Genomic DNA, 24848 nt, shown 5'->3' with positions numbered 1-24848 from the left:
GAAAAGGGTGGGGTCTCTGGGGGACGGGGGTTCTATAATCACGGATTGATCCGGAGACTTTTCCTTTGGATCTTTTTTAGATGGTTCGGGAATATTTTGTGCTGTGATAACTCCGGGGATCTCCACCGGGTCGATCTCAGAGGAAGGAGTCTGTGCTACGGTTTCAGGGGTGGATTCAACTAAAGGAGCTTCGGGAATATTCTGATTTGTGAGGAGTTCTTTCTGGTAAGCCTGTTTGATTAGGAACTGTTGATGGGTTTCGAGAGTGTGACAGACCTCCATCATGGATTGAGGGCGGTCATCGGCTGATTTTTCCATCATGTTTAAAAGGATGACCGCCATGACTGGATCAATGTCGGGATTTAATGTGGCTGGGTCTGGAGGAGTTTCATTCAGGTGTTTAGCCATGATCAAGGGGCTGCTTTTCCCGTCATACGGCGGGCGCCCGGTGAGCATGTGAAAAAAGGTCGCTCCCAGCGAATAAATATCTGTCCTGTGATCGACTGGGTCGGATTGGACTTGCTCTGGGGAAATATAATAAGGGGTTCCGAGGGGAGCTCCTGTTTGGGTCATGCCCAGGGAGTGGGGATCACCCAAGAGTCCGATTTTTGCCAAGCCAAGATCGGTCATCTTCAAGAATCCGAGGTCACTTAAGATGAAATTATCAGGCTTGATATCACGGTGGATTACCCCGGCTTCATGGGCATGAGCCAAAGCGTGGCAAGCCTGGATCATCAGGTTAATCGCATCATTGGTATGAAGAATCCCCTCTTTTTCCAGTAATTGCTTAAGATTGAGGCCATCGACATACTCCATGACCATGTAGCTCATTCCGTCACAATCATTAAAGTCATAAATCTGGACAATACTCGGATGATTAAGCCTCGCTGCGGCCCGGGCCTCTTTTTTAAAACGGGATTTGTACTTTTGGTCGTGACTAAGATGGGGAGGCAGTATTTTTATCGCGACAATCCGATCCAAATGTTGATGCAGTGCTTTATAAACTCGGCCCATGCCGCCTTCACCGATAAATCCCACAATTAGATATGAATCGATGTATTTATCGATTAAATTATCAGGGTTTTCTATAAAATCTATATCTTCCGTAACGGCCATTAATTAGCATTTAATAACATAAATTTTATTTTCTGGAACATCTTTTTTGCGAAAAATAACAAACATGGCTGGAATGAGATGATTTCCATACTGTTTCATAAAAAATAAATCAGGTATAAAAATCTTGTAACAGGATGAAATTCTTCCGGATATAGTAAAAAATAGGTTGTTTTACCGATTGAAAATTTTGCTGGGCATGGCTTACATAAGGGTCGATGTTTTTCGGTAATGTAAAATTTGACTCTGGTGACCAGATATTTGTCTGGGCTTACCACTGGTTTTTGAGCTTGTTTGCAGCTGTCCCCTGGCTGCAATTTGCTCTAGCTGTACTCTTGATGACAGTGCCCGTGCTTCTGCTTTTTCCGACCCTCATGGGGTTGACGACATGGGTGGAGCGCCGTGTCCTCGCCCGGATCCAGAACCGGATGGGTCCGAACCGTGTAGGGCCTTTTGGATTACTCCAATTCATCGCGGACGGCATAAAAATGCTGATTAAAGAGGATATTATTCCGCGTGCGGCTGATAAATTCCTCCACACACTGGCACCGATATTAATCGTGATCCCCCCCTTTTTGGTTCTGACTTTGCTTCCAGTCGGAAGGAATATGACGGTTGTGGTCAGTGACGTGGGATTAATTCTCTTTTTTGCATTAAGCGGGTTTGGCACACTGGCCATTTTCTTGGCAGGTTGGTCATCGAGGAATAAATTCTCAGTGATCGGAGGAATGCGTGTGGTGGCCCAGACTATTTCCTATGAGTTACCTTTGATTCTTGCAGCTTTGTCTGCGGTATTTGTCGCAGGGAGTCTCTCGATGGTGAGTATCGTAGAGAGTCAAGGGGGAGGATTCCTCAATATCCTTTCTTGGAATGTCTGGACACCATGGGGTTTCGCAGGGTTTGTCATTTTCTTTATTGCCGGGCTAGCAGAAATCAACCGTTGCCCATTTGATATTCCTGAGGCGGAGTCGGAGATTGTCGCCGGACACTTGACCGAATACAGCGGGTTCAAATACGCCCTGTTTTTCGTAGCGGAATATCTCTCCGCATTTGCCATTGCCGGATTGGCGACGACACTTTTTCTTGGCGGGTGGAATGGCCCGGTCATCGGAGAGGTGCAGATCCTGCCATCATGGTTCTGGTTCCTCATCAAGATGTACGCTTTGGTCGTAGTCATGATTTGGATCCGCGGGACACTACCGCGTCTGCGTTCAGATCAGCTCATGTCGTTGGCATGGAAATTCCTTTTACCACTTACTATTGTAAATTTGATTGGATCGGCTATCTACACCTTGACGGCTCAGGCCGGGCCGTGGATGTGGGTAGCTGGCTGGTTAATCAGTGCTGTTTTAATCGGGACTACTTACCGGGTGCTCGTGCAAATTGTTTATACTAAAGATGCGAAAAAGAGGGAGTATCGTTATGCCTGAACTCTCCGTGCAACTCCTCATTTTTATGTTCTTAGGCACGGTCGTCTTGGCCTGTGCGATTTATGCAGTGATATTAGTGGACTTGATTCGCGCAGGTTATGCCTTGATATTTTCGCTTGCGACATTGGGAGGGATTTACATTGTTTTAGGTAATGACTTTCTAGGGGCGGTACAGATTCTCCTCTATACCGGGGCGATTGCCGTTCTTGTTTTATTCGTCGTGATGCTCACGCGCAAATCCGTCGATGGGATGGGACGCGCGGAGAAAAAGCAGGACTGGATATGGGGCGGGGTATTATCGGGCGGTCTTTTCCTGCTTCTTTTTATCGGGATAAATAAACATAAGGATTTTGCATCCGGCCTGCCCCCGATTGTTCCCCAGAGTGATTTAACTCTGCAGGCATTTGGTATGGCTTTCACAGAGGAATACTTTGTGCCCTTGCAAATCATGGGAGTATTACTCACCGCCGCTTTTATTGGTGCAGCACTCATTGCTCGTCCGGAGAAAAAAGGGGATGAATCCGGCAAAGACATGGGGGCCGGATCATGACTTTAGGTTTTATTTTAATTATTTCTGCTGCGTTATTTTGTATCGGGCTTTTCGGCGTGTTAAGCCGCCGGAATATGATTGTGATCCTTTTCAGTATCGAGTTGATGTTTAATGCAGCGCATTTGAACCTGATCGCATTTTGGCGGTTTGGTGAGAATCCCCTTGCTATCTCGGGCCTCATGTTTGTCCTTTTTTCACTAGCCATCTCCGGTGCCGAGGCGGCTATTGGCTTGGCCTTGATTTTACGGCTTTATCGTCATTATAAATCAGTCGAGACACAATCCATCACGGAGCTAAAAGGTTAATTCCCATGGAAATCTGGACCAATATCCTTTTGCTTATGTTAATCGGGCCTTTTATGGCAGCGATTTTTGGTGTCTTTGGCGCGGTGAGAGCCCCTAAAAAATACATTCTTGTTTCCATAGGTGGTATTGCCCTGTCCCTTGTTTGTTCTTTGGGTTTCCTTTGGATATTGGGAGTCATCAAACCCGCTGGATTGCTCGTGACGCAATTTGCCTGGATGGATTTTGCCCACTCATCCATTCCGATGTCTTTTGTGGTTGATCCCCTGTCGGCGGTGATGTGTTTTGTGGTCTCTTTTGTGGCACTATTGGTTTTTATTTTCTCGTCGGGGTATATGGAGCATGACGAGAGGAAAGCGCGTTATTTTTGTTTCTTGAGTTTTTTTACTGGGGCCATGCTTGGGACAGTGGTTTCGAATAGTTTACTGACATTTTTGATTTTCTGGGAAATGATGGGATTGGCTTCATATTTACTCATTGGATTCTGGTATCAGAAACCTTCCGCCGCGGCTGCCGCGCAAAAAGCATTCCTGACGACGAGGATCGGTGATCTCGGGCTCTTGGCCGCTGTGTTTTTCCTGTATAATAAAACAGGAACCCTCCTTTTCTTTGATCATGGTGCGGGTCTGCTTGAGCCTGCACAAATTGCTTTATTGCAAAAGGCGGGTCTCTGGGCGGGAGCCGGCTACCTCTTTTGGGTTTGTCTCCTGGCTTTTTGGGGAGCGGTCGGAAAATCCGGCCAGATCCCGCTCCATGTGTGGTTACCCGACGCTATGGAAGGCCCCACACCTGTATCTGCCTTGATTCATGCCGCGACGATGGTGGCCGCTGGTGTCTTCCTGATGTGTCGGCTTTATCCCCTGTACGAGAGTGTTGACGGGCTCTTGACTCTGATTACTTGGGTGGGAGCCATCACCGCCATTTTTGCCGGAATGATCGCCATTGCCCAGAGTGATATTAAAAGAATCCTCGCTTACTCGACCGTGTCCCAGCTCGGCATCATGTTTGTCGGACTCGGTGCCGGGGGACCGGCCTATGCGATGTTCCATCTTTTTACCCATGCATTTTTTAAATCGCTGCTCTTCCTCGGGAGCGGTTCAGTCATCCATGCCTGTAGTGGGGAACAGAATATTTACCGGATGGGCGGATTAAAGGCCAAAATGCCGAAAACCTTCCTAGCATATGTCATTGGTGCCGCGGCCCTAGCAGGAATACCATTACTTTCGGGATTCTGGTCAAAAGACGAGATCCTCTACAGGGCCTTTGAACATGATAAATTACCTTTCCTCTTACTGTGTGCGACTTCCCTCCTGACAGCTTTTTACATGACTCGGCAAGTCGTGCTTGTTTTCTTTGGGGAATTCCGCGGTACCAAAGAAGTCAAACACCACCTGCATGAGTCTCCTTCCCTCCTGACTACCCCCCTGATTGTGCTCGCTGTTTTTGCCGCACTGGCGGGACTAATCGGGACTCCTTGGATGAATCTTTTTGGTCATTTTATCCATGCCCCAGAGCACGAGATTAATGTGCCGATCCACCTTTTGATGATGCTCACCGGGACAGCGCTTGCATTCGGTGGCTTACTCCTGGGGGTGAAGCTATACTGGAACCGTTCAGTCCGCACCATGGCTGATGACCCGCTGCACAAATTGCTCGGGAGTTTCTTTGTCTTCCTGAATGAACGTTGCCGGGTGGATGAACTTTATGAGGCGACCTTGGGGCGGTTTATGGATGTGGCAGCACGCTTGTCTGACTATTTTGAAATCTTCCTGGAGTTTGTAAATCGTATGGTAGGAGGACTTGTTTACACTCTGGCATGGGTGGAAAATAAGGTGCTTGATGAATGGGTCATTAACGGCATTTTCTCAGCTGGATGTGAAAGTGCCCGGATTAAAGGGGTGCTCGCGGCAAAATTCCAAAACGGCAGTCTAGCATTTTACCTGAGGATGATGGCCTCGGGGGCGTTGATTGCTGGAATAATTTATTGGGTGGTTAAATAAATGTTAAGTCTCATTATATTTTTGCCGGTTATCACAGGCCTGCTCATTGCAGCGGGTGGTAAAGGCTATTCGCGTTTCACGGGGGGGGCCGCATTGGCTGTGAGTATCGGGATGTCACTCTTATGTGCATTTTGTATTGTGGACTTTGCCCGGGGTGGCCAAGACATCGCTTTCATGGAGTATGTACCTTGGATTGAATCTTTCGCGATTAATTATTTTACGGGGATCACGGCGCTAAATGCGGTTTTCCTTTTATTAACGGCCGTGGTGATGCCAGTAGTGATCGGGGTGGCAGTGAGGAATTATCCTGAGAATGCCATGATGATCGGTCTCCTGCTTGTCGAGCAAGGACTTTTAACCGGGGTTTTTGCAATGCAAAACCTCTTGTTGTGGTTTTTCTTTTGGGAATTAACACTCGTGCCGGTCTTTTTCCTAATCAAGGAGTACGGGGCCGAGCAAAGGGCTTTTGCCGCCTATAAATTTTTCCTTTATACACTGCTGGGGAGTCTTCCAATGCTCCTGTCATTCCTCTATATCTATTATCAATTCGGTACACTGGACCTGAGCACGACTGGCAGCCAGGGGTTCAAAAGCCTTTATGCCTTGGACTCAATCGGGAATAGTGCGGCCCCTGAGGCTTTTAGAGGGCTGGCATTTTGGGTATTCCTCGGGATTTTCCTCGGAGTGGCCGTGAAAATACCGCTTTATCCACTCCACTCATGGCAGCCGGATGCCTATACTCAGGCCCCGACCCCCGTATCGATGTTTTTGACCGGGATCATGTCAAAGATGGGGGTTTACGGCATGCTGGTCCTTTATACTTTGATGCCTGTGACATTCGGTATCCACGCAGAGTGGATCCTTTGGATCGCCGCGATCACCATGGCCGTAAGTATTACGGTGGCTTTGCTTAAAAATGATTTAAAAGAGATCATCGCCTACTCTTCGCTAAATCACGTGGCTATTTGTGCTTTGGGGATCAGTGCCATGGCGTTAATGACAGGCCAACAAGCTCTGATGAAAGGCCAGCTCCAGACCGGTGTGCTTGTACAGGTGTTTAGCCACGGACTCTCAGGCGCACTTTTATTCCTCCTAGCAGGTATACTTGAGAAACGCAGTGGTACCCGGCTTTTGGGCGGACCGTGGGGGTTGAGACATCAAATGCCTGTTTTTGCCGGTTTTTTTGGCGTGGCTGTCTTTGCCACAATCGGCCTGCCGGGATTAAGCGGGTTCATCGGTGAATTTCTTATTTTTAAAGGCGCGTTTGAAATGTCCCCTTACGCCACAGCCTTGGCTTTCCTGGGATTGATCCCGATGACCATGGTGATGCTCAAAGTCATCAGCCGGGTGCTTTATGGGCCGCTCGATGCGCAATTTGCGCACACTCATGATATGAACCGCGCGGAGCGGGTGGCTGCGATTCCTTTTGTGATTTTAATTATTCTGATCGGCCTATGGCCGAAAACAATTATCTGGATTTGGAACTGGTAAACTCATGATGACTCAATTGACATTCTGGTTCTGCTTTGCCGGGGCACTGGTCATCGCCTTTATTCCCGAGTCGAGGAAACATTTGATCAAGGGAGTGGCCCTGTCTTTTTTTACCGCCTCAGCCCTGTGTTCGGCATTCCTGTTTATTGATTATCCAGCAGCACACTCGGGCTTTACGGATGTGATCAGTATCCCGTATGTGGAGTCGCTCGGTATCCGTTATGCTACAGGGGTAGACGGGATCAGTGTGTGCCTTCTTCTCATGACGGGGATCGTCTCGGTGACCTCTGCATTAATGTCCTGGAATATTGAAAACCGGGTAAAAGAATTTTTTATTCACATGCTGATTTTGGTCGGTGCGGTTTATGGTGTTTTTGTATCCTTGGATTTATTCTTGTTATTCGTTTTCTATGAGATTTCGATCATCCCAAAATATTTCCTGATTGCCCTCTGGGGTGGCCAGAAAAGGGAGTTTGCCGCCATGAAACTCGTCCTTTATTCTTTCTTCGGCAGTTTGGTCGCTTTGCTCGGGCTTTTAATTGTATACGCCGCCCACTACCAATTAACAGGTGTGGCGACTTTTGATTTGCGGATATTAACCTCGGCCAGTGCGCTTCTCCCTGGCCATGTACAGTTTATTTGTTTGCCACTCTTTATGGTTGGATTTGGAATATTGGCAGGTTTGTATCCCTTCCATACTTGGGCACCGACCGGACATGTCGCAGCTCCGACAGCGGCCTCCATGTTGCTGGCGGGCGTGATTATGAAGCTCGGCGCTTATGGTGCCTTGAGGCTAGGGCTCGGGATTGTCCCTGGGGGATTAAATATTCCGGTGGAGTTCATGGGGTTTGTGGTCGACCATTTTTGGACATGGTTTTTTGCCGGGTTTGGAATTCTTGCTATCGTGCTCGGCGCCGGATCGAGCCTTGTACAGAAGGATATTAAATACGTTGTTGCTTATTCGAGTATCAGCCACATGGGCTTTGTGATCCTCGGATTGGCCGTGGCAAACTTCTTCTCACTGACAGGGGCTGTATTACAAATAATTTCCCACGGTTTTATTGCCGCCCTGCTTTTTGCTTGTGTTGGGCGTTTGATTTATGACCGCACCCATACACGGATGATTGGTGAACTCGCCTCTTTCGACCTGAAGAGAAAAATGCCTTTGCTCTGTATCATCACCAGTATTGCGTTTATTGCATCCGCAGGGATGCCTGGATTCAGTGGTTTTATTGCGGAGTTTACCGTCTTTCGCGGGTTGATCGAAAAGTCTTTGCCAGCCGGTCTATTCGTGGTTTTAGGTATTTTGATAACCTTTGCCTATAGTTTGAAAGTCCTCCATGAGATTTTCTGGAAGGGGACGGCACATATTGAACCTTCCTCTCACGAGCATGAGCCCTTAGCACCTTTGAGTTGCCCGGAGAAGGTTGCAGCGGCGGTATTGATAGCAGCCATTATATGGATGGGGATTTTTCCGGGGGTATTTATCAGTAGGATCAGCCCGAATCTCCCCCTGCAACAGGTGGTTAATATTCATTCCCTAGGGGGTAAAAAATAATGGATATCACGATTGAATTATTGAAGATTTTATCACCGGAGATTCTGTTGATGGTCTCTGGGTTCTTGATCTTGGGAGTGAGTCTTTTTCGCCCGCAGGGAAATTACGAAAAGTTATTAACCAGTGTGTTTAACTTAATCGCGGTGGGTAGCTTGATCGTGATGGTCTCGGCCCAGGTCTCGGTAAAGCCCGGTGGGCTTTTCCAGATGATCCCCCTTTTGGCAATGGTGAAAATTATCTTCGTGATTTTGAATATTTTCTTTATTTTCTCGGCGACCCGGGAAGATTACGGGGAATTTAAGGCGGAGTTTTTCGCCTTGATGCAATTTGCAACAGCGGGATTCATGTTATTAGCCAGTAGCACTAACCTGATGACCATATTCCTGAGTCTGGAATTTGCCAGTATCTGCCTCTATGCCCTCGTAGCCGTCCGCGCAGACCGTAAGCAGGTTGTGGAGGCTGCGTTTAAATACTTCACCTTCGGTGCGAGCGCTTCTGCCTTTCTGATTTTTGGGATGAGCCTGCTTTATGGTATGACCGCGCAACTTGAGCTCTCAGCTATCCGTCTGGCATTCACCCAGACCCCTCCCGATACATTGATCCTCGGTATCGCAATGGTTTTTATTTTGGTGGGATTTGGATTTAAGCTGGCTGTGGCACCGTTCCATTTCTGGGCGCCTGATGTTTATCAGATGGCCCCCCTACCCGTGGTAGGGTTACTGGCGAGTATTTCGAATTACTCCTGTTTTCTAGCCCTCTCACGGATATTGTATGTGGGACTGGAGCAATTTGCCGGGAAGGCAGCCCTTTCGGTTTCCTCTATCCAGCTCTTGCCTGGATGGGGTTTGATCCTCTGCCTTTTTATCATAGCGAGTATCTTTGTGGGGAATTTCACCGCGCTGAATCAAATCCATTTCCGCAGGTTTATGGCCTACTCGGCAGTCGCCCAGAGTGTCTTTGTCTTGGTCGCGATGGTCGCATTTGGCATTCACGGTTTGGCGGCAGTTTTTGAGTATAATCTGGCTTATGCCTTGGCGACGGCGGGAATATTTCTTTCACTCAAATATGCTGGGGACTCCGGTGACATGATTGAGGGGCTGGGGGTTATCCGGGCAAAGTCCGTTCCTCTCGCTGTTTGCCTTTCCATCTTTTTACTTTCCTTGGCTGGAGTGCCTCCTTTTGTTGGTTTTTTTGCAAAATTATATGTATTTGTGGCAGCATTACTCAGTCCGGTTTACCAGACCTCTGGATTATTGTGGCTGGTTATTTTGGCTCTGGCGGCAAGTGTGGTCGGGTTTTATTATTACCTGAGAATCGTGAAAGTCTTGTGGGTGGACCGTCCTGTAGATGGTTATCAGCAGAAGATCGCTATCAGGCAGATTGTCCCGGTCATTATTTTGGCGGCGCTGATTATTCTTCTTGGACTTATGCCCCAACTATGGCTGCATTTTGTCCAGCAATCGATTGTTTCATTCCTTTGGTAAAACACCATGCCTGATGCCCACGGCAAAAAAAAGATATCCGCTCCTCCCGCCTTGCTTGGACGGGAGCAGGAGGTTCATTATATAGGATCCCTTTTAGCTGCCGGTGGTGCTTACATCCCCTTTTTGTGGGGAAAACCAGGTTCGGGGAAAACGGTCATTCTGGATTATTTAAAGACTCGTCCTCAGACAAAATCTCCCCGTACTGGCCTGCAGGTCGTGAGTGCTCCACTTTATTTGAAGTCGCCCAGTAAATGGGAAAAAAGCGATTTGCTCCTGATTGACCACACGGAACGCTTATCAGGAGAGGCATTTGATCAGATGATGGAATGTCTTGATAGCTTCCGGAAGAAAACGGGCCGCCGTGCAGTATTAACCTTTGCAACCGGGACTGTTTCATTTGATGTGGAGATAATCCTGAGGAAATACCGGTTTCTCAAACCAGTGGAGATAAAACCCTTGGGCCGCAGTCACACATCCTTGCTCCTCACGCAATTTGCCAAGAAAAGAGGGGTGGCTGTGACCGGGGAGACGATTGATTCGGTGATTAATGTCGCTCAGGACTTTTTTTCGGCTAAGACCCTCCCTGGGTCAGCCATGGAAATATTCGATATCGCCCTCTCGATGGCAAAAGACTCGGGCCGTACGGATCAATCCGAGATAATGGAGAAAATGGCATTGATTCTCGGGGTGGATCCCCAGCTATTATCCCGTTCGGCAGCGCAAAGGGTGGAATGGTTCCTCGAGTCGCGCGTGAGTCGCCTGGATCAAATCCGTTTATCACAAGCTGGACGGGCGATGGCCAATGTGATTATTCCGAGACTTTCATCATCGGGGGCACGCCGTAAGCCGCTGGGTTCATTCATTATTGCCGGGATGGATACCCGTCCCGTCCATGAGTTTGCAAAGGATCTCGCCTTAAATCTTTTCGGTTTCTCGGATTGTTTCCTTCCGTTACTTTTGATCGGCAGGGGAAGGGAAGAAACACCGGCCATTTTAGGGAAAATAAGGAATCTACTCGATGGTAGGCCAGGCGGAGTTGTTGTTTTGGCGGGAGTAGAAAAGGCAGCCCTGAATATGATTGAGGCCTTGGAAAAAATTCTTGAGGAAGGAATTTATCAAGAGGGTTATTCCAAAAAAACGGATTTAGGCAGGACGATTTTGATTTTTTCCACTGAAGTGGGGGATTCCCTGGTGACGAACGCGAACTACGTCCCCAGCCAACTCCAAAAAAATGTGATCCGAGATGTGCAAATTTCATTACCTCCGCCGATTTGGAAAAGGGTCGATGGGATTTTTATTGCTGACCAGGGCTAAGAGGGGATTAAGGCAGGATATTAAATTTTATACTCTCAGTAAAATCAGGATATCCGATCATTGTGCTGACAAGTGTATATTCACCCGGGGGTAGTTTCTGGCCGTCCTTAGTGAATAACTGGATGACCTCCGTGTAACGAACTGATTCCCCGGGATTAATTAAAGTCGAGCCGATGATATCAGTGAATGTCCTGCCCTCAGACCAACGGGCGACTTCCGTTCCGCCGCTATTCACAAGCATAAAATCGTACTTTTGGGAATTAGGGAAAGAAAAGGTTCTGAGAAGTTTAGTGTTATTCTTGATTGTGAAGTATGGTTGGACCGCGTACTGGCTGTCAGAAGCCGCTCCACTGGAGGAGATGCTATTTGTGGAAATTACCAAGGCGACATCAAAATCCTTGCGGTTGATATTTTTGACCTTATCCATCTTTTTGTCACGTGTTTCACTGGTACCATCGAAAACCCCTGAAAACCATCCAGGTCCAGAACCAGCCGCATCGTTTTTTTCGCGGGCACTACCCAAATCACGGCTGGGAGATACGTCCACTGCCCCGAGGGGAGTGACGAGAATACCCATAACGACTAAAATAAAAGCTTTTTTCATAAAATAAGATGCGCTATTTTCTTCCATATTTACTTGAATACAAGCTAATTTGAATCCTATGAAATACTTGAATCAAGTAAAAGTTGCATTATTTGTGACGCTGACCACCTGTTTTTTATTCAATTCGTCATGGGCCGGTAGTGGTAAACCCAAGGTTTCCGTGAGAGTCCATGTCCAAGTCGATAAAGGTCAGATGCGTGCAATTCCTATTCAATTATCTAATCCCGAACAGACAATTTACTTATCACAATTTTCGGATGTGACGGAAAGAGATATTGCGGATGTGCATATTTACAGCGCACCCCAGAGCCCCGGTGCCAAGGTGCAGCTTGATCGACGAGGGACATTATCCTTGGATTCCGTGACGACCGCCAATCTCGGCAGGCTCATGGTTATTTTCGTCAACGAGAGACCTGTGTTTGCTGAGGTCATTAAAGCCCCGATCAAGGACGGTGTGATATCATTTGAGAATATCTATATTGATGAAGCTGATTATCTCCGGAAAAAATATGGTAAAGAAAAAGCCCCGCCATCAAAAGTACCTCAGAAGCAATAAATTCTTTACTTTCCAGTCAAACTGCATAGATAAATAACGTCTCAATCAAACATTAACAGAAGTATTACTCTCATGAATCTAAAACATCTCGTACTGGGATTATTAGCTATTGCTTTACTTAGCGGTATCGCAAACGTTTTCCTCTCAGTGAAATTCGTATCAAACCATCGCAAATTACAGGCGCAGGTCGGAGCGATCCAACAAGGCATGGCTGGCCAACAGTTTTTGATGAATTTACTCAATAACCTCGGGCCTTATGTCCAAAAAGATCCGAATATCGTTCCCATTCTCCAAAAATATGGAATCGGTCTTAACCCAAATGGAGCAGCCCAAGCTCCCCGCTAAAAGGATTTATTATGTCAGAAGATCAACAACAAGATACAAATTTGGTTTTACTCGGAGTGATTCTGGTCGTTTTTTTGGTCAGCATTTCATTAAATGTTTTTCTGTTTAAGAATAACAATATGATTGAATCTCAATTAAACAGTCCTCAACAACTGCAACAGGCTCAACAAGCTCAAGCTCAGCTGGGCACAATTAACGCATTGGTGAATGATCTGCGCGGATATGCCGCAGACAAACCAGCTTTACAAGAAATTTTGCGTAAAGGCGGAATCTAATAAAGGGTCATTTATTTTTATCCCCCGTCATTTCTGTAATTGCAGATATGACGGGTTTTTTATTGTCCATGGACGTAATAACGGGATAAGAGTGAGAGATTCTTTTCTGGTTCAAAAAGATTTCCCGATTGAACCATTCAATACTCTTGGCAAGTGTTTCTTTTAATGGTGTCGAGGGGGTCCATCCGAGGTTTTTAGCCGCCTTTGACATGTCGAAAAATTGTTCCCGCCGGGAAAGAATTGCTGTCTCGAGGCAGACACGTTGGGAATGGGTATTACGTGTGATCAAATGCCAAGATTCACATGCGGCTCCAGCTGCCATAATCACCCCCCATGGAATATGGATCTTTGGGGCGGGAATATCTGTGAGGATGGATATTTCCTTCAGGAAATCTGACAACCATAAATTATGATGGCCCAGAATATACCTTTCTCCGGGTTGCCCGTTTTTCAGGGTGAGAACCAATCCGCGTGCCAAATCATCCACATCGACGAGGTTTATGCCTGTACGGCAAGAAAAAGGAAAATCCCTTTTTAAAAAGTCTAAAATCATCCGGCCTGTGGGAGTGGGAGTCTCGTCTCCATCACCAATCGGACAAGTAGGGCTCGCGATACAAACGGGCAATCCTTTGCGGTGCCATGATAAAACGATATTCTCAGACTGCCATTTGGAACGTTTATAGGGACAAAAAATAGAAGGGGATAAAGGAAATGCCCGCTCATTGATCGGTTTTTGACCTGTGCCTAGAAAACCTGCCGTACTCACATGGACCATTTTTTCGACACCATTAGTCCAAGCCGCCGACATCATGTTTTGGGTTCCCGTGACATTTGTCTGATAAAGTCTGGCAGCCGCCCCGTGACCAAATTCGTAACACCCGGCAAGGTGGATGACTTGATTGCAGCCCTGCATTGCTTTCACCAAGGAGGCAGAGTCCAAAATATCACCTTGAACATAATCAATGTCTTTACCAAATAATCTCCGGGCCTTTTGCCCATCGCGACAATATATCCGTATGTTATGGTTTTCAGCTAATAGATTATTAACAAGATGGCGTCCAATGAAGCCTGTGGCACCGGTGATAAAGATTGTCGATAACCACATCGGCCATTATTAACCTATTTCGTTGTTAAAGCACAGAGGAATCGGTATTTTGAAAACGTAATAATTTTTCTGGTAATGGAGACAATAAAAATATCAAATAAAGGAAACATGCCGAAATCTACCTATACTGTTTATTTTGCCGGTGAGCTTTTTAATGCCAAGCATCTCATCGGTAATGCAGCCTTGGCAGAGTCCATTTATTCAAAGTCAAAAGGGCAATTTATCCCTGTTTTACCCCAGAATCTTGAGGTGAGGGAGACGAGTTCCCATGCGATCAGGGATACGGATATCAAAGCCCTTTTGGCTAGTGACTTGGCAATATTTAATTATGACGGTGTGGAGCTGGATTCAGGGACCGTGGTGGAGTTTATGTTTGCGAAGTTTGCGGATATTCCTTCGGTAATCATACGGACCGATTTCCGGAAGTCCGGTGACCAGGATACTGACCCGTGGAATCTGATGAGTAGTTTTTATCCCCGCACCCATGTGCTGACTATTGATTGTGTCTCGCTTTACCGGAAGGGCTTAAAAAGCAAATTGCCCGGAGATCATGCCGGTTCCCATGGCGGGCTTAAGAGTTCAAGAGCGTCCCAATTTATGATGGGGCAAATCGCCCTGGATTGTGTTCAGTCACTCAAACAAGTCCTCAAGGATAAGCCCGTTATGCCAGCCTCTGACCGTGAAGCCATTTATCGCTGGTTAGCCGCCGCCCCAAATTTCCGGGGTGGATTAGATCAGCATCTCCAGCTCATGAATGATATTTTGAGAAACAAAGTGCGCAAACATCTGTTGTAATGACAGATGCCAAAAGTGATCGTCTTCAGGGGAATACTCAGGAAAAGATTGCCTTCATCTACCAAAACCATTCAAATATCAACCACATGACACGAAAAGAACTTGCCGCATATTTCGATCATACATCCCTCAAGCCGGAAGCGACTGACGGAGATGTGATCAGACTTTGCCAAGAAGCCCGTGAAAACGGTTTTTTTGCCGTTTGTGTGAATCCTGTTTTTGTCCCATTAGCTTACTCGCTTTTGAAAGAGTCGCCCGTGAAAGTTTGTACAGTCGTAGGTTTTCCTTTAGGTGCAAACCGAGCGCAGATCAAGGCTGCAGAGGCCCTTCAGGCGATTAAAGAAGGAGCCTCCGAGATCGACATGGTTATTCATGTCGGGGCTTTGCGGGCGGGCAAGATGGAAGACCTTAAACAGGATATTCTGGCTGTTCAGATGGCTTGCCGGGCGAAAGCACTACTTAAAGTCATTATCGAGACTTGCCTGCTCAATGATGAGCAGAAAGAAACTGTCTGCAAACTGGCCAAGGAAATAGAAGTCGATTTTGTAAAAACATCTACGGGATTTTCCATGGCGGGTGCAGTCGTGGATGATGTGAAGCTGATGCGCAGGACCGTGGGCCAGAAAATCGGAGTAAAGGCCTCCGGGGGTATCCATGACCTGAGTGTTGCCTTAGCCATGATTGAAGCCGGGGCTACCCGTTTGGGTTCCAGTGCTTCCGTTAAAATACTTGATGAACTTGTCGAGTCGTAGTTTAAAAACTTTCCTGTGAAGCCAGTGGAAGATTCCGGAACAATTTGTTTTGATGGAAAATCCTTGAAAGGCTTGCTTGAGTTCGGAGAGAAAATATCTTTTAATCAGCAGACTATGACTAAACCGATATCTCTGCCAGGATTCATCTTCTACGGGATTCTTTATTCCTTATATTCAATTCTTTTATTTCCAGCGACAGCCATGCCGGTTCATTTTGATTCCCCGGGCGGGTATCAATCTCCTTATTCCCTCCAGTTTGTTTATCAAGAGGACAGGCGGAGCAAAGGATGGGACAAATTCCCTTGGGCATCCCCTGATGAATGGGGGCGGATGAACAGGGCTCAATGGTATAATAAGAAAGCATACCAGAATAAAAGTTATGTGAATTTAGCTTATGGCGTACCTTCAATCACTTTTCCACGCCCTGATTTTATCACGGCCATGCCAGCAGATTTACGCAGGGAACGCGTTTTAACGGCAGCGCGCAATATGATCGGGATGCGTTACCAGCATCACCACGTCCCGACATTCGATCCTTACACCGAACGTCCTGACTGGCCGTGGATCAAGGTCTCCAGCGGTGTAAAGGGCGGGGGCTTGGATTGTAGTAACTTTATTTCATGGGTTTATAATTATGCGCTAGGCATCCATCTTAATGGGAGTGTCATCAGGGCAGCTGCCCAGACCGTTGTGCCAGGGGCAGAGGGGCGTGAATTCAAGGTTCAGACCTTGCAAAAACAGCCAGGGGATACTTTTGAGTCATTTGTCGCACAGCTCAAACCTGCGGATATCCTTTATATTAAGAATAAAAAGGGGAATATCTCTCATTGTATCCTCTGGGTGGGGACCCTCGCGACAGACTCGAATAATAAGGACAAATATTTCATCATTGATAGCACGGGTGGGGAAATTGTGGATTCTAATGGTACCCACATTCCCGACGGTGCTGAAATCAGGCCCTTCAGGAAAGATTCATGGTACTTTAATAGTTTGTCCCATGCCCACCGTCTGATCAAATAATACGTTTTAGAAATTCATCTTTACGGAAACCACGCTGACGGGGTAAGCATCCACAGTTCCCTTTTTAGTCCATTGGTCGTACCACATGCCGTAAAGCTGCACTGTTACATTTTCATCGACTTGAAAAGCGAAACCACCCGCTGCACGGTTTTCTGCGAGATATCCTTGGGTAAAATTCCAATGCCATTCATCATAGGCAAAAACTGACATGGGAATAGGGACTTTGGTGAATTGATACGTGGCACGGTTATGTTCACGAAAAAGAGTTTTTTGATCCCCGCCTGAAACACCACAATCAAGCCTTTGCGTGCTGTAGAATGACCATTTGCCCGTAGCGTATTTTGGCGTCAGAGCCATCATGGCCATTTGGCTGGCGGTATAATCAGCGTGTGGTTTGAATGACTGGATAAATCGCACGCCGAGCATGCCGTCCAAGTAGGGGTTGAATTTCCAAATCATATTAGGAGTGAATTCATTCAGACGGAAAGACGGGTCAATAGTGCTCATCCTTTGTTGTTCCCAAAATCCTACGGACAAGTTTTTATTAATCCCGTGGTAAATAAATTGCTCCGTCCACACTTGAGTTTGGTCAGCGGATATTAATTCGAATAGAGGAGTGAGTACTAATAGGATGAATAGAAATTTCTTTATCATGGGACTATTGCACGCCAGTTACACCCCACGCTCAAGGAAGCATACTTTTCTTGACTGACTAAACCTTGATGAATTTTGCCTTGTTGGTCTTGGCTTTATGGCAATAAAAAACCCGCCCCATTTTTGAGAGGCGGGTTTAAGTGTTTAAAACGGGTGGTGACTTACTTCCTAGCGAGAGCAAGTTGCTTCTGGCGGCGTATTCTCAGAATGCCAGCAAGGGTGAATAGGGCCCCAAAGGCCAAGAGTGCATAGGTGGATGGTTCCGGTATCACCGTCGCTGTATAAGTCAGCAACAGGTCATTACCAGTCACTCCTAGTGCCCATGTGCCGGTAAAGGGATTCTGGAAATTGGCTGTGCTTAAGTTAAATTTATTTGCCACAAAACCGTTGACTCCTAAGGTCGTCTCGACAAGCTTGAAACTGTAATCCGATGAATCACTGAATCCATTGGCTAATCCACCGGCATTGCCGAGCGTCAACGAAGTGACGTCGATGAGGAAGGGGTTGCCTGAAAGTGCCGTGATATCCAGTAATCCCTCCACTCGGATAAAATCCCAGCCCGGATCGGTTCCTTGGGTACCTGTGAAACTGTTAATTTCCCAAACGTTTGTCCCACCACCACCCCAAGTCAAGGTGCCGACATTGGTAAAGGAACCCGGACTATTACCCACTGAGAGGGTGGAGCCGTTACTCACGGCCAAATCACCGACGTAGGTGCCTTGGCCTTTGAGTGTGCCGCCATTCAACGTAATTTGATTAGTGACAAAACCACCGAGGCTAAAGACTGCATTTGTATTGACCGTCAGGCCGTTGGCAAAGGTATTGGTCTGGCCATTCTGGGCGAGGCGGAAGAGGGCTTGGCTGCTGCCATTACCGACTTGGAAATTCTGGCCGTTACTGATATTGGCCACGCCGACAAAGGCGGTTCCTCCATTAAAATTAAAGAAGGCTTGGTTACCATTGACATTCAGGATATCCGTACGCATCGTCCCGCCGTTTTGGGTATTGGTCCCGCGCAGGATATTAAATGTCCCGGAGCCTGCCCCGTTGGTCAGGATAAGCTGTGAACCCGCCCCGTGCATGTTGACCGAGTTGTTGGTTGCAGCAAAATTAGCTCCTACACGGAGTTCATTAGCATAAAATGACGCGCCATTACTGATGAATAGTGAATTGCCCTGGCTATTATTACCGACGATGACTGTCTGGGCATTAGACCAGATCGATCCGGCCCCGGTCACAATGGCAGCATTTGTCGGGGCTGTGCTAGTATTCCCGATACGTGCCGAGATTGTTTGTCCGGGGGCATTGGTAATTATCAGTACGCCGCCATTCGTGATTTCGAGCAGATGGTCGTCAGTCGTGTTTCCTACATTAAATGCGCCATTCGTAGTGATTGAAACATTATTAATAATATTGGTTTTATCACTAGGAGTGGGAGGGACTCCTAGAGGTGTAATGGGGGCTCCAAGGGTAACGACCCATGAGCCGACGGCTGCATTACCATTACTCAAAGCTGTTAGTGTGACGGTGTTATTTGGTAATCGGTCACCAAAAGGAATCGAATATACTGAGTTTGATGAATTATCCGTGATGATCCCCGCGTATTGATTATAGAAGGAGTTTGATGGTTGGAGAGTTCCAAATAGGGAAGGTAAATTTGTTCCGACACCATTGAACCACTCGTAGGAATTATAACTACCAATGGTATTTGAGATGCCAATAGCAGAGTTCGAATAAGAACTGTTCACAAATCCGCCTAAGAGGCCAGAAGTAAAGTCACCCATGGGATTTTGAAAGACGACATTCATGATTCCGGAATAATTATTTAATACTTGGTTTGTCCCACTATTAACTGATTGGCTGGTAGTCAGATTTTGATTGGTGACATAGGCGAAAAATCCGTCCCATGAATTTGTACTGAACCCGAGGTTATTATAGATGCTCTGGTTATAAATCTCCCAAGACTGGGCTGAATCAAGTGTCCCAGGGTTTGAAACTGTTACATTTGTGGTCCAAATTCCATTGGCTAGGATCTGTGCGTCATTTGTAATCTGGCCATTTGGGATGGGTGAAAAATAATTTTTATTGGGAGAGCCAGCACCAAAATTCGTTAGGGCGAGGCCCGTGAAGTTTGTAGCTACTGTTTGGATTGTTGCTCCAAAGCTATCTGATATATTGGTTAGTACTGTATAAGAGCCGGAAACTATCATGTCATTCAGGGTGCTGACTGTCCCTGTCATATTATAAGCTAAATAATAATTATAATTCGTTCCGGTGTTTGCGGCACTTAAAAAGAACCCATTAGTACCGACCAGAACTGAGTTGTTATTACTGGCATTAATGGCTGTCAGATAATTTGAGAATGACTGCCAGCTGCCCAGTGAGTTGCCTGCGATTGAATTAACCGGAATGACACGAACAACATTACTATTGGCATCTGTGAAAACCGATGAGTTGTTGGTCTGACCTGGAGTGTAACCTGTCAAAGGGGCTATTTGATTCGTGAAAATATATTGGGCCGTTTTATTAAAACCGACTGTTTGAAGGGCATTGGTTCCCGCAAAGTTTGTGACTCCTAATGCATAATTTTGCATTTGTAAGCCAATAGAAAATACATTAATGGCTGTGAGGTCTCCTCCAGAATATGGATTATTAGTTTGATAATCTATTTCGATCGGGGCATAGGGAAATAGGTTTATGCCGGCTGTCCCGTCAGAGGGGGAAGTGGCAAGATTATTAAATACTCCCCCATAGGTGACATAAAGATTTGCTGAAGTAGCCTGAACCACACTGAAAGCAGCATACTGTTGGTTATTCACGGTGGAATAGAGATTTGTATAATTGATCATGTCAGACAAGATGTTTGATCCGCCGTTACCCCAGTTCACGACTTGAGAATTGTTCGCCCCATAATAAATTTGGTTTGTGGGGGATGGTTGAGTGGCAAATGGTCCCATCCGCAGCCAGCTAAACGAAATCTGATGGTCTTCATAACCCGAATCATTCACGAAATACATGTTCAAGTTCGTAGGTTGGGTATGTGCAGATGGAGCAAAAGAAAAATAAATGAGACTCGAGAAGATAAAGACAAAAAGCCTCGCCATAACAGTTCGTAGTTTATTCATAGTATTATTCTTCCCTGGTTTTTTTGTTTAGCCGAATTTTATTTATACCTATGTATATAGGGAAATAATTATTTTCCCTTTAGAAAATGATGCAAGATATTTTTAAGCATCAAGGTAGGTGGATGGCAATATTATTTTAGCTAATTAGTAAAATGTAACACTGCCCCTATGGAAATTATATAAGCCATTGAGGGGTATGATCAGGAATGCTCTGTAGTTTATGCGCTGAGGCATGGCGGAGTTCTTCCCATCGGGCAATTTGTGTGGGAGGTGAATGAATAATTTGTCGGAGCAAACTGCGCCACTCGGTCATTAGCCGGTCAATATCGCCAACTCCGGCGATTTCTGTGGTGAGCCGTGCCCGCCGCTGGCCTTCATCGAGGATTTTCTCGATCGTATCCCGTGCGCCGAACCCATATTGAGGAGGTACACCATGAATGAGGTACCCGTCGATCGTGAATTGCCCGTAAACATTTTGGCACACCACTGCCAGCCTCCCGGCCCAACGCGATTCTAGCCCGCTGAAGCGTTCCCCCCCGAAAAGCTCCACGGCATCCATGACAATCTCCTCGGGACTATAATCCGGGCATTCCACTGCCGCAGCTAGGGCCAAACCTTCAGCCCCCAAGAAAAACGAAGCAATTTGCCCACGGAGGGTCAGGCAGAGTGCCTTATCCAGTAATCCCGTGCGTTGCCATTGCCAGAGCAGGGTAGGGGCGGCACTCAGGGCTGAGCAATTTGCGCGCATTTCACAGGTTTTACAGGCCTTGAAACGGCGGTATTTGCGCCGAATCAACCGAGCCCGCGCTGTATCGGTGGGCAGCCGGCAGGGCAAATTGCGCCAATCCAGTTTGGACGTATGCTCATTGCCCAAGGGAATCGGGGTTTCGGTAAAGAGTTTTTTTGAGAACGGGGTGACGTGGGCTTCGATGGATTCACCGATTTGTGCCTGTCGGAGCAAATGGCTCCAAGGCAGGGCGGCGGCGCGTTTGCATTTGACCGCCCGTGCCTCGTAAAGGCTGGGGGAATTTTGGGTGGCCAGATAATAACCGATTTCATCGAGTCCACGCCGACCGGCCCGTCCGGACATTTGCAGGATTTCAGAGGGTTCAATGTCTTTTTCGATGCCGCCAGCTTTATAAAAGCGTGAGGTGATCAGAACGGATCGTAGGGAGAAATTAATCCCCGCGCTCAACCCCAGTGTGGCGATGACCACGCGCAATTTGCCTTGTTTGGCGAGGGGTTCGATCACCCGCGCGCGTTGCGCATAGTTGAGCCCGCTGTGGTGGTAAGCCACGCCCGCCGTGAGCAATTTGCGCAGGTCAGGGGTGAGGAGCTGCTCTTGGTCAGCATCGATTTCGATTTTATAGGGGCACGGGGGAAGTGCGGCACAGAGGTGGCGGGCGAGTTTTTCAGCTTCCGCACGGTGGGGAGCAAATACCAGGATCGGGCCGAGGTTCTCGCGCAGGGCGGCCGTGATACGACGCACCCAGAAGCCTTCGATTGCCTTGGGTAATTTGCGCGCGGGTTCGTCCAGCCAGACTTCTTCAATAGGCACGGGGCGTTTGTGGTGCTCGACGACAATAGCTTTACGCCCGATTTTATTCAGCCATTGGCCGATTTGCCCGGGATTACTGACTGATCCGCTCAGCAGCAGGAGCTGGACTTCGCTGGGTAGGCTCATGAGTACACCCTCATAGTGACTGCCGCGCAGGGGATCGCTGAGCCACTGGTATTCATCCACGACAAATAGCCGGATATCATGGCGGCGCAGGGTGATTTCTTGAACCGCCTCCAGGGTCGCCACGATGAGCGGGGCATTCTCGTTAAAAGAAAGATCGCCTGTAATAATGCCTACCCGCCAGCCTTTGGCGCGCCATTCAGCGAATTTGTCATTGGCCAAGGCACGTGTAGGAACCGTGTAAACACAGGCATTTTGTGAGGATTTGGACTGGAAAAATTTTTCGAAACAATAAGTTTTTCCAGCTCCGGTGGGGGCACTCAGGACAACATCGAACCCGCTTTTCAGGGCGTTCACCGCCTCCACCTGCCACTCGTCGGGGAGGAAAAGATTCTGTAAACCTTCAAATGTTTTGATTTCAGGCATAAAAACAAATTTCTATATGGTTTTCTTTGCGCCGCTAAAAATATACCTGGAATCCACCCACCGCAAGAATACAGATTTCGATATCTACATAGGAAAAGTGTCCATCAGCCGATCTCATATTGATTATGCCAGTAAGCTAGCACCGCGTGACTGGGAGTAGTCAATGATGCCTCCGCTCATGATCATCATGCTGAAACGTGGCATGCCCTTGTCAAAAAGATCGGATCATGACCCGTAGGGGGAGTATTTTCTTAAGATGAAAAAGAATGATTAACCCTTTGTTTATGGGGTTAAATGTAAATAGGGGTGACGCTCACGATTAAGGAATAATGGTTCTAGTCTTATCGATAAAACACTGATTTGTGGTGGAGCACATGCTGTTTGAGGCGGTAAATAGGGGTAAATCATCGAGAATGGTGTTTTTTTAAGAATGACTTTTGAGAGGAAAATGCAGTTTGAGTTTTGGAATATTGAAAATTAAGTAAAAAATCAAAATTTTTTCTCACGCAAAAAACCCAATAGAATAAGGGTTTTTTCGTCTTATTATTAAAAAGACGTAAAAGATTTATCAAAAACCCCTTGCAAAGTTTTTCCACTTTGATAGTCTGTTCCACCTTCACTTTATGCCTTAGCTAACTGCCGAGGGCGAAAAAAAATAAAAAGTTTTTCGGAAAGGTGTTGACGACTGGTTGGTGTTTTGCTTTACTAGCCAGTCCATCGTTTGATGGTTCTTTGAAAACTGAGTTGTGCGTGTATGCCTGAAGTTTTTTTGAAGTTTCAATTGCTTGTGAAAACAAGTAGTTGGCTAAATATATATTATTAATTAATGCAATGCCAGTTATTGATTTATCAATAACAAAGCTCGCGTAAATTTTTTACGGAGAGTTTGATTCTGGCTCAGGACGAACGCTGGCGGCGTGGTTGAGACATGCAAGTCGTACGTGGTTTGAGTTGTAGCAATATAATTTAAACTAACGTGGCGAAAGGGTGAGTAACAGGTGAATTATCTGCCTTAAAGTTTCGTATAATCAGTCGAAAGATTGGACAATCCGAAATGTGATCGCAAGATTAAAGTTGGGGACCGTAAGGCCTGACGCTTTAAGATGAGTTCGCCTCCTATCAGCTTGTTGGCGGGGTAAAAGCCCACCAAGGCTATGACGGGTAGCTGGTCTGAGAGGACGACCAGCCACACTGGAACTGAGATACGGTCCAGACACCTACGGGTGGCAGCAGTTTCGAATCTTTCTCAATGGGGGAAACCCTGAAGGAGCAACGCCGCGTGGAGGATGACGGTCTTCGGATTGTAAACTCCTGTCACCACAGAAAAACGCTTACATTTGAATATTTTGAAAGCTTGATTGTATGTGGAGAGGAAGGGACGGCTAACTCTGTGCCAGCAGCCGCGGTAATACAGAGGTCCCGAGCGTTGTCCGGATTTACTGGGCGTAAAGGGTGTGTAGGTGGTCTGGGTAAGTCGGATGTGAAATCCCGCAGCTTAACTGCGGAACTGCATTCGATACTGCCTGACTAGAGGATTGGAGGGGAGACTGGAATTCTTGGTGTAGCAGTGAAATGCGTAGATATCAAGAGGAACACCGGTGGCGAAGGCGAGTCTCTGGACAATTCCTGACACTGAGGCACGAAAGCTAGGGGAGCAAACGGGATTAGATACCCCGGTAGTCCTAGCTGTAAACGGTGCTGACTTGATGTGAACGGAATCGACCCCGTTCGTGTCGAAGCTAACGCGATAAGTCAGCCGCCTGGGGAGTACGGCCGCAAGGTTGAAACTCAAAGAAATTGACGGGGGCCCGCACAAGCGGTGGAGTATGTGGCTTAATTCGATGCAACGCGAAGAACCTTACCTGGGCTTGACATGCAAGTAGTAGAAGATAGAAATGTCGACGAGGTAGCAATATCAGCTTGCACAGGTGCTGCATGGCTGTCGTCAGCTCGTGCCGTGAGGTGTTGGGTTAAGTCCCGCAACGAGCGCAACCCCTGTGACTATTTGCTTCGCAAGAAGATCTATAGTCAGACTGCCCTGTTCAACGGGGAGGAAGGTGGGGACGACGTCAAGTCCGTATGGCCCTTACGCCCAGGGCTGCACACGTACTACAATGCACGGTACAGAAAGATGCAAGACCGCGAGGTGGAGCAAATCTCGAAAACCGTGCCCAGTTCGGATTGGAGGCTGCAACTCGCCTCCATGAAGCCGGAATCGCTAGTAATGGCGCATCAGCTACGGCGCCGTGAATACGTTCCCGGGCCTTG

Annotated in this window: 20 protein-coding genes and 1 rRNA gene; 15 read left to right on the top strand and 6 right to left on the bottom strand. The window is 47.1% G+C overall.

What is annotated here, in order from left to right; all coding sequences use genetic code 11:
- Positions 1-1116 (bottom strand): serine/threonine-protein kinase (locus tag SGI98_07755; GenBank protein MDZ4743295.1); only part of this gene is annotated, 1116 nt, incomplete at its 3' end.
- Positions 1117-1331: 215 nt separating this feature from the next.
- Here SGI98_07755 and nuoH point away from each other — a divergent pair.
- From nuoH to SGI98_07715, 8 genes are read left to right on the top strand one after another with little or no spacing between them, the layout of a single operon-like run.
- Positions 1332-2543 carry an NADH-quinone oxidoreductase subunit NuoH gene (gene nuoH, locus SGI98_07750; GenBank protein MDZ4743294.1) on the top strand — a complete coding sequence of 404 codons (1212 nt, stop codon included), beginning with the start codon at positions 1332-1334 and terminating at the stop codon, positions 2541-2543.
- On the top strand, positions 2536-3093 hold the full coding sequence (locus tag SGI98_07745; GenBank protein MDZ4743293.1) for an NADH-quinone oxidoreductase subunit J: 558 nt from the start codon (positions 2536-2538) through the stop codon (positions 3091-3093). Before nuoH ends, SGI98_07745 begins: the two co-directional genes overlap by 8 nt.
- Positions 3090-3398, top strand: a complete 309-nt coding sequence (nuoK, locus tag SGI98_07740) for an NADH-quinone oxidoreductase subunit NuoK (GenBank protein MDZ4743292.1) — start codon at positions 3090-3092, stop codon at positions 3396-3398. Before SGI98_07745 ends, nuoK begins: the two co-directional genes overlap by 4 nt.
- Positions 3399-3403: 5 nt before the next feature.
- Positions 3404-5395, top strand: a complete 1992-nt coding sequence (gene nuoL, locus SGI98_07735; protein MDZ4743291.1) for an NADH-quinone oxidoreductase subunit L — start codon at positions 3404-3406, stop codon at positions 5393-5395.
- Positions 5396-6886 (top strand): NADH-quinone oxidoreductase subunit M, encoded by a 1491-nt coding sequence (locus SGI98_07730; GenBank protein MDZ4743290.1) that lies wholly within the window; start codon positions 5396-5398, stop codon positions 6884-6886. It abuts the gene before it with no gap.
- 4 nt (positions 6887-6890) lie between these two features.
- Positions 6891-8444 (top strand): NADH-quinone oxidoreductase subunit M, encoded by a 1554-nt coding sequence (locus SGI98_07725; protein ID MDZ4743289.1) that lies wholly within the window; start codon positions 6891-6893, stop codon positions 8442-8444.
- On the top strand, positions 8444-9928 hold the full coding sequence (locus SGI98_07720) for an NADH-quinone oxidoreductase subunit N (protein ID MDZ4743288.1): 1485 nt from the start codon (positions 8444-8446) through the stop codon (positions 9926-9928). The genes SGI98_07725 and SGI98_07720 overlap by 1 nt, the downstream gene beginning before the upstream one ends.
- Before the next feature lie 6 nt (positions 9929-9934).
- Positions 9935-11242, top strand: coding sequence for a hypothetical protein (locus SGI98_07715; protein MDZ4743287.1), 1308 nt, complete (start codon positions 9935-9937; stop codon positions 11240-11242).
- A 7-nt stretch (positions 11243-11249) separates the two neighbouring features.
- Here the strand turns inward: SGI98_07715 and SGI98_07710 are convergent, their stop codons facing one another.
- The gene (locus tag SGI98_07710; protein ID MDZ4743286.1) at positions 11250-11873 is read right to left on the bottom strand and encodes a BsuPI-related putative proteinase inhibitor; all 624 of its coding nucleotides are present in this window, start codon (positions 11871-11873) and stop codon (positions 11250-11252) included.
- Between the two features lie 31 nt (positions 11874-11904).
- Here SGI98_07710 and SGI98_07705 point away from each other — a divergent pair, with 31 nt between their 5' ends.
- The 3 genes from SGI98_07705 (at position 11905) to SGI98_07695 (ending at position 13022) form a co-directional block, all read left to right on the top strand.
- Positions 11905-12402: a hypothetical protein gene (locus SGI98_07705; GenBank protein MDZ4743285.1), complete on the top strand. Its 498-nt coding sequence runs from the start codon at positions 11905-11907 to the stop codon at positions 12400-12402.
- A gap of 72 nt (positions 12403-12474) precedes the next feature.
- Complete coding sequence (locus SGI98_07700; GenBank protein MDZ4743284.1) at positions 12475-12747, top strand: hypothetical protein; 273 nt, start codon at positions 12475-12477, stop codon at positions 12745-12747.
- Between the two features lie 11 nt (positions 12748-12758).
- Positions 12759-13022, top strand: coding sequence for a hypothetical protein (locus tag SGI98_07695; GenBank protein ID MDZ4743283.1), 264 nt, complete (start codon positions 12759-12761; stop codon positions 13020-13022).
- A 7-nt stretch (positions 13023-13029) separates the two neighbouring features.
- Here SGI98_07695 and SGI98_07690 read toward each other — a convergent pair whose 3' ends face one another.
- Positions 13030-14127 (bottom strand): NAD-dependent epimerase/dehydratase family protein, encoded by a 1098-nt coding sequence (locus tag SGI98_07690; GenBank protein MDZ4743282.1) that lies wholly within the window; start codon positions 14125-14127, stop codon positions 13030-13032.
- Between the two features lie 108 nt (positions 14128-14235).
- On the opposite strand from SGI98_07690, the gene SGI98_07685 reads away from it, so the two are divergent.
- The 3 genes from SGI98_07685 to SGI98_07675 all read left to right on the top strand — a co-directional run bounded on the left by SGI98_07685 (position 14236) and on the right by SGI98_07675 (position 16694).
- Positions 14236-14922 carry a nucleoside 2-deoxyribosyltransferase gene (locus tag SGI98_07685; protein MDZ4743281.1) on the top strand — a complete coding sequence of 229 codons (687 nt, stop codon included), beginning with the start codon at positions 14236-14238 and terminating at the stop codon, positions 14920-14922.
- A gap of 86 nt (positions 14923-15008) precedes the next feature.
- Positions 15009-15674 (top strand): deoxyribose-phosphate aldolase, encoded by a 666-nt coding sequence (gene deoC, locus SGI98_07680; GenBank protein MDZ4743280.1) that lies wholly within the window; start codon positions 15009-15011, stop codon positions 15672-15674.
- 114 nt (positions 15675-15788) lie between these two features.
- The gene (locus SGI98_07675; protein ID MDZ4743279.1) at positions 15789-16694 is read left to right on the top strand and encodes an NlpC/P60 family protein; all 906 of its coding nucleotides are present in this window, start codon (positions 15789-15791) and stop codon (positions 16692-16694) included.
- 6 nt (positions 16695-16700) lie between these two features.
- Here the strand turns inward: SGI98_07675 and SGI98_07670 are convergent, their stop codons facing one another.
- From SGI98_07670 to SGI98_07660, 3 genes are all read right to left on the bottom strand, one after another.
- Positions 16701-17348 carry a DUF2490 domain-containing protein gene (locus tag SGI98_07670; GenBank protein MDZ4743278.1) on the bottom strand — a complete coding sequence of 216 codons (648 nt, stop codon included), beginning with the start codon at positions 17346-17348 and terminating at the stop codon, positions 16701-16703.
- A gap of 161 nt (positions 17349-17509) precedes the next feature.
- Positions 17510-20473: a PEP-CTERM sorting domain-containing protein gene (locus SGI98_07665; protein ID MDZ4743277.1), complete on the bottom strand. Its 2964-nt coding sequence runs from the start codon at positions 20471-20473 to the stop codon at positions 17510-17512.
- A 175-nt stretch (positions 20474-20648) separates the two neighbouring features.
- Positions 20649-22580: a DEAD/DEAH box helicase gene (locus SGI98_07660; protein ID MDZ4743276.1), complete on the bottom strand. Its 1932-nt coding sequence runs from the start codon at positions 22578-22580 to the stop codon at positions 20649-20651.
- A gap of 874 nt (positions 22581-23454) precedes the next feature.
- Between SGI98_07660 and SGI98_07655 the strand changes: the two genes are divergently transcribed.
- Positions 23455-24848: ribosomal RNA gene (locus SGI98_07655) — 16S ribosomal RNA — on the top strand; the annotation flags it as partial.

The sequence above is a fragment of the Verrucomicrobiota bacterium genome (genome assembly GCA_034440155.1).
Lineage (GTDB): Bacteria > Verrucomicrobiota > Verrucomicrobiia > JAWXBN01 > JAWXBN01 > JAWXBN01.
The sequence above is the reverse complement of the archived record's forward strand: the minus strand, read 5'-3'. Positions and strand labels throughout refer to the sequence as shown.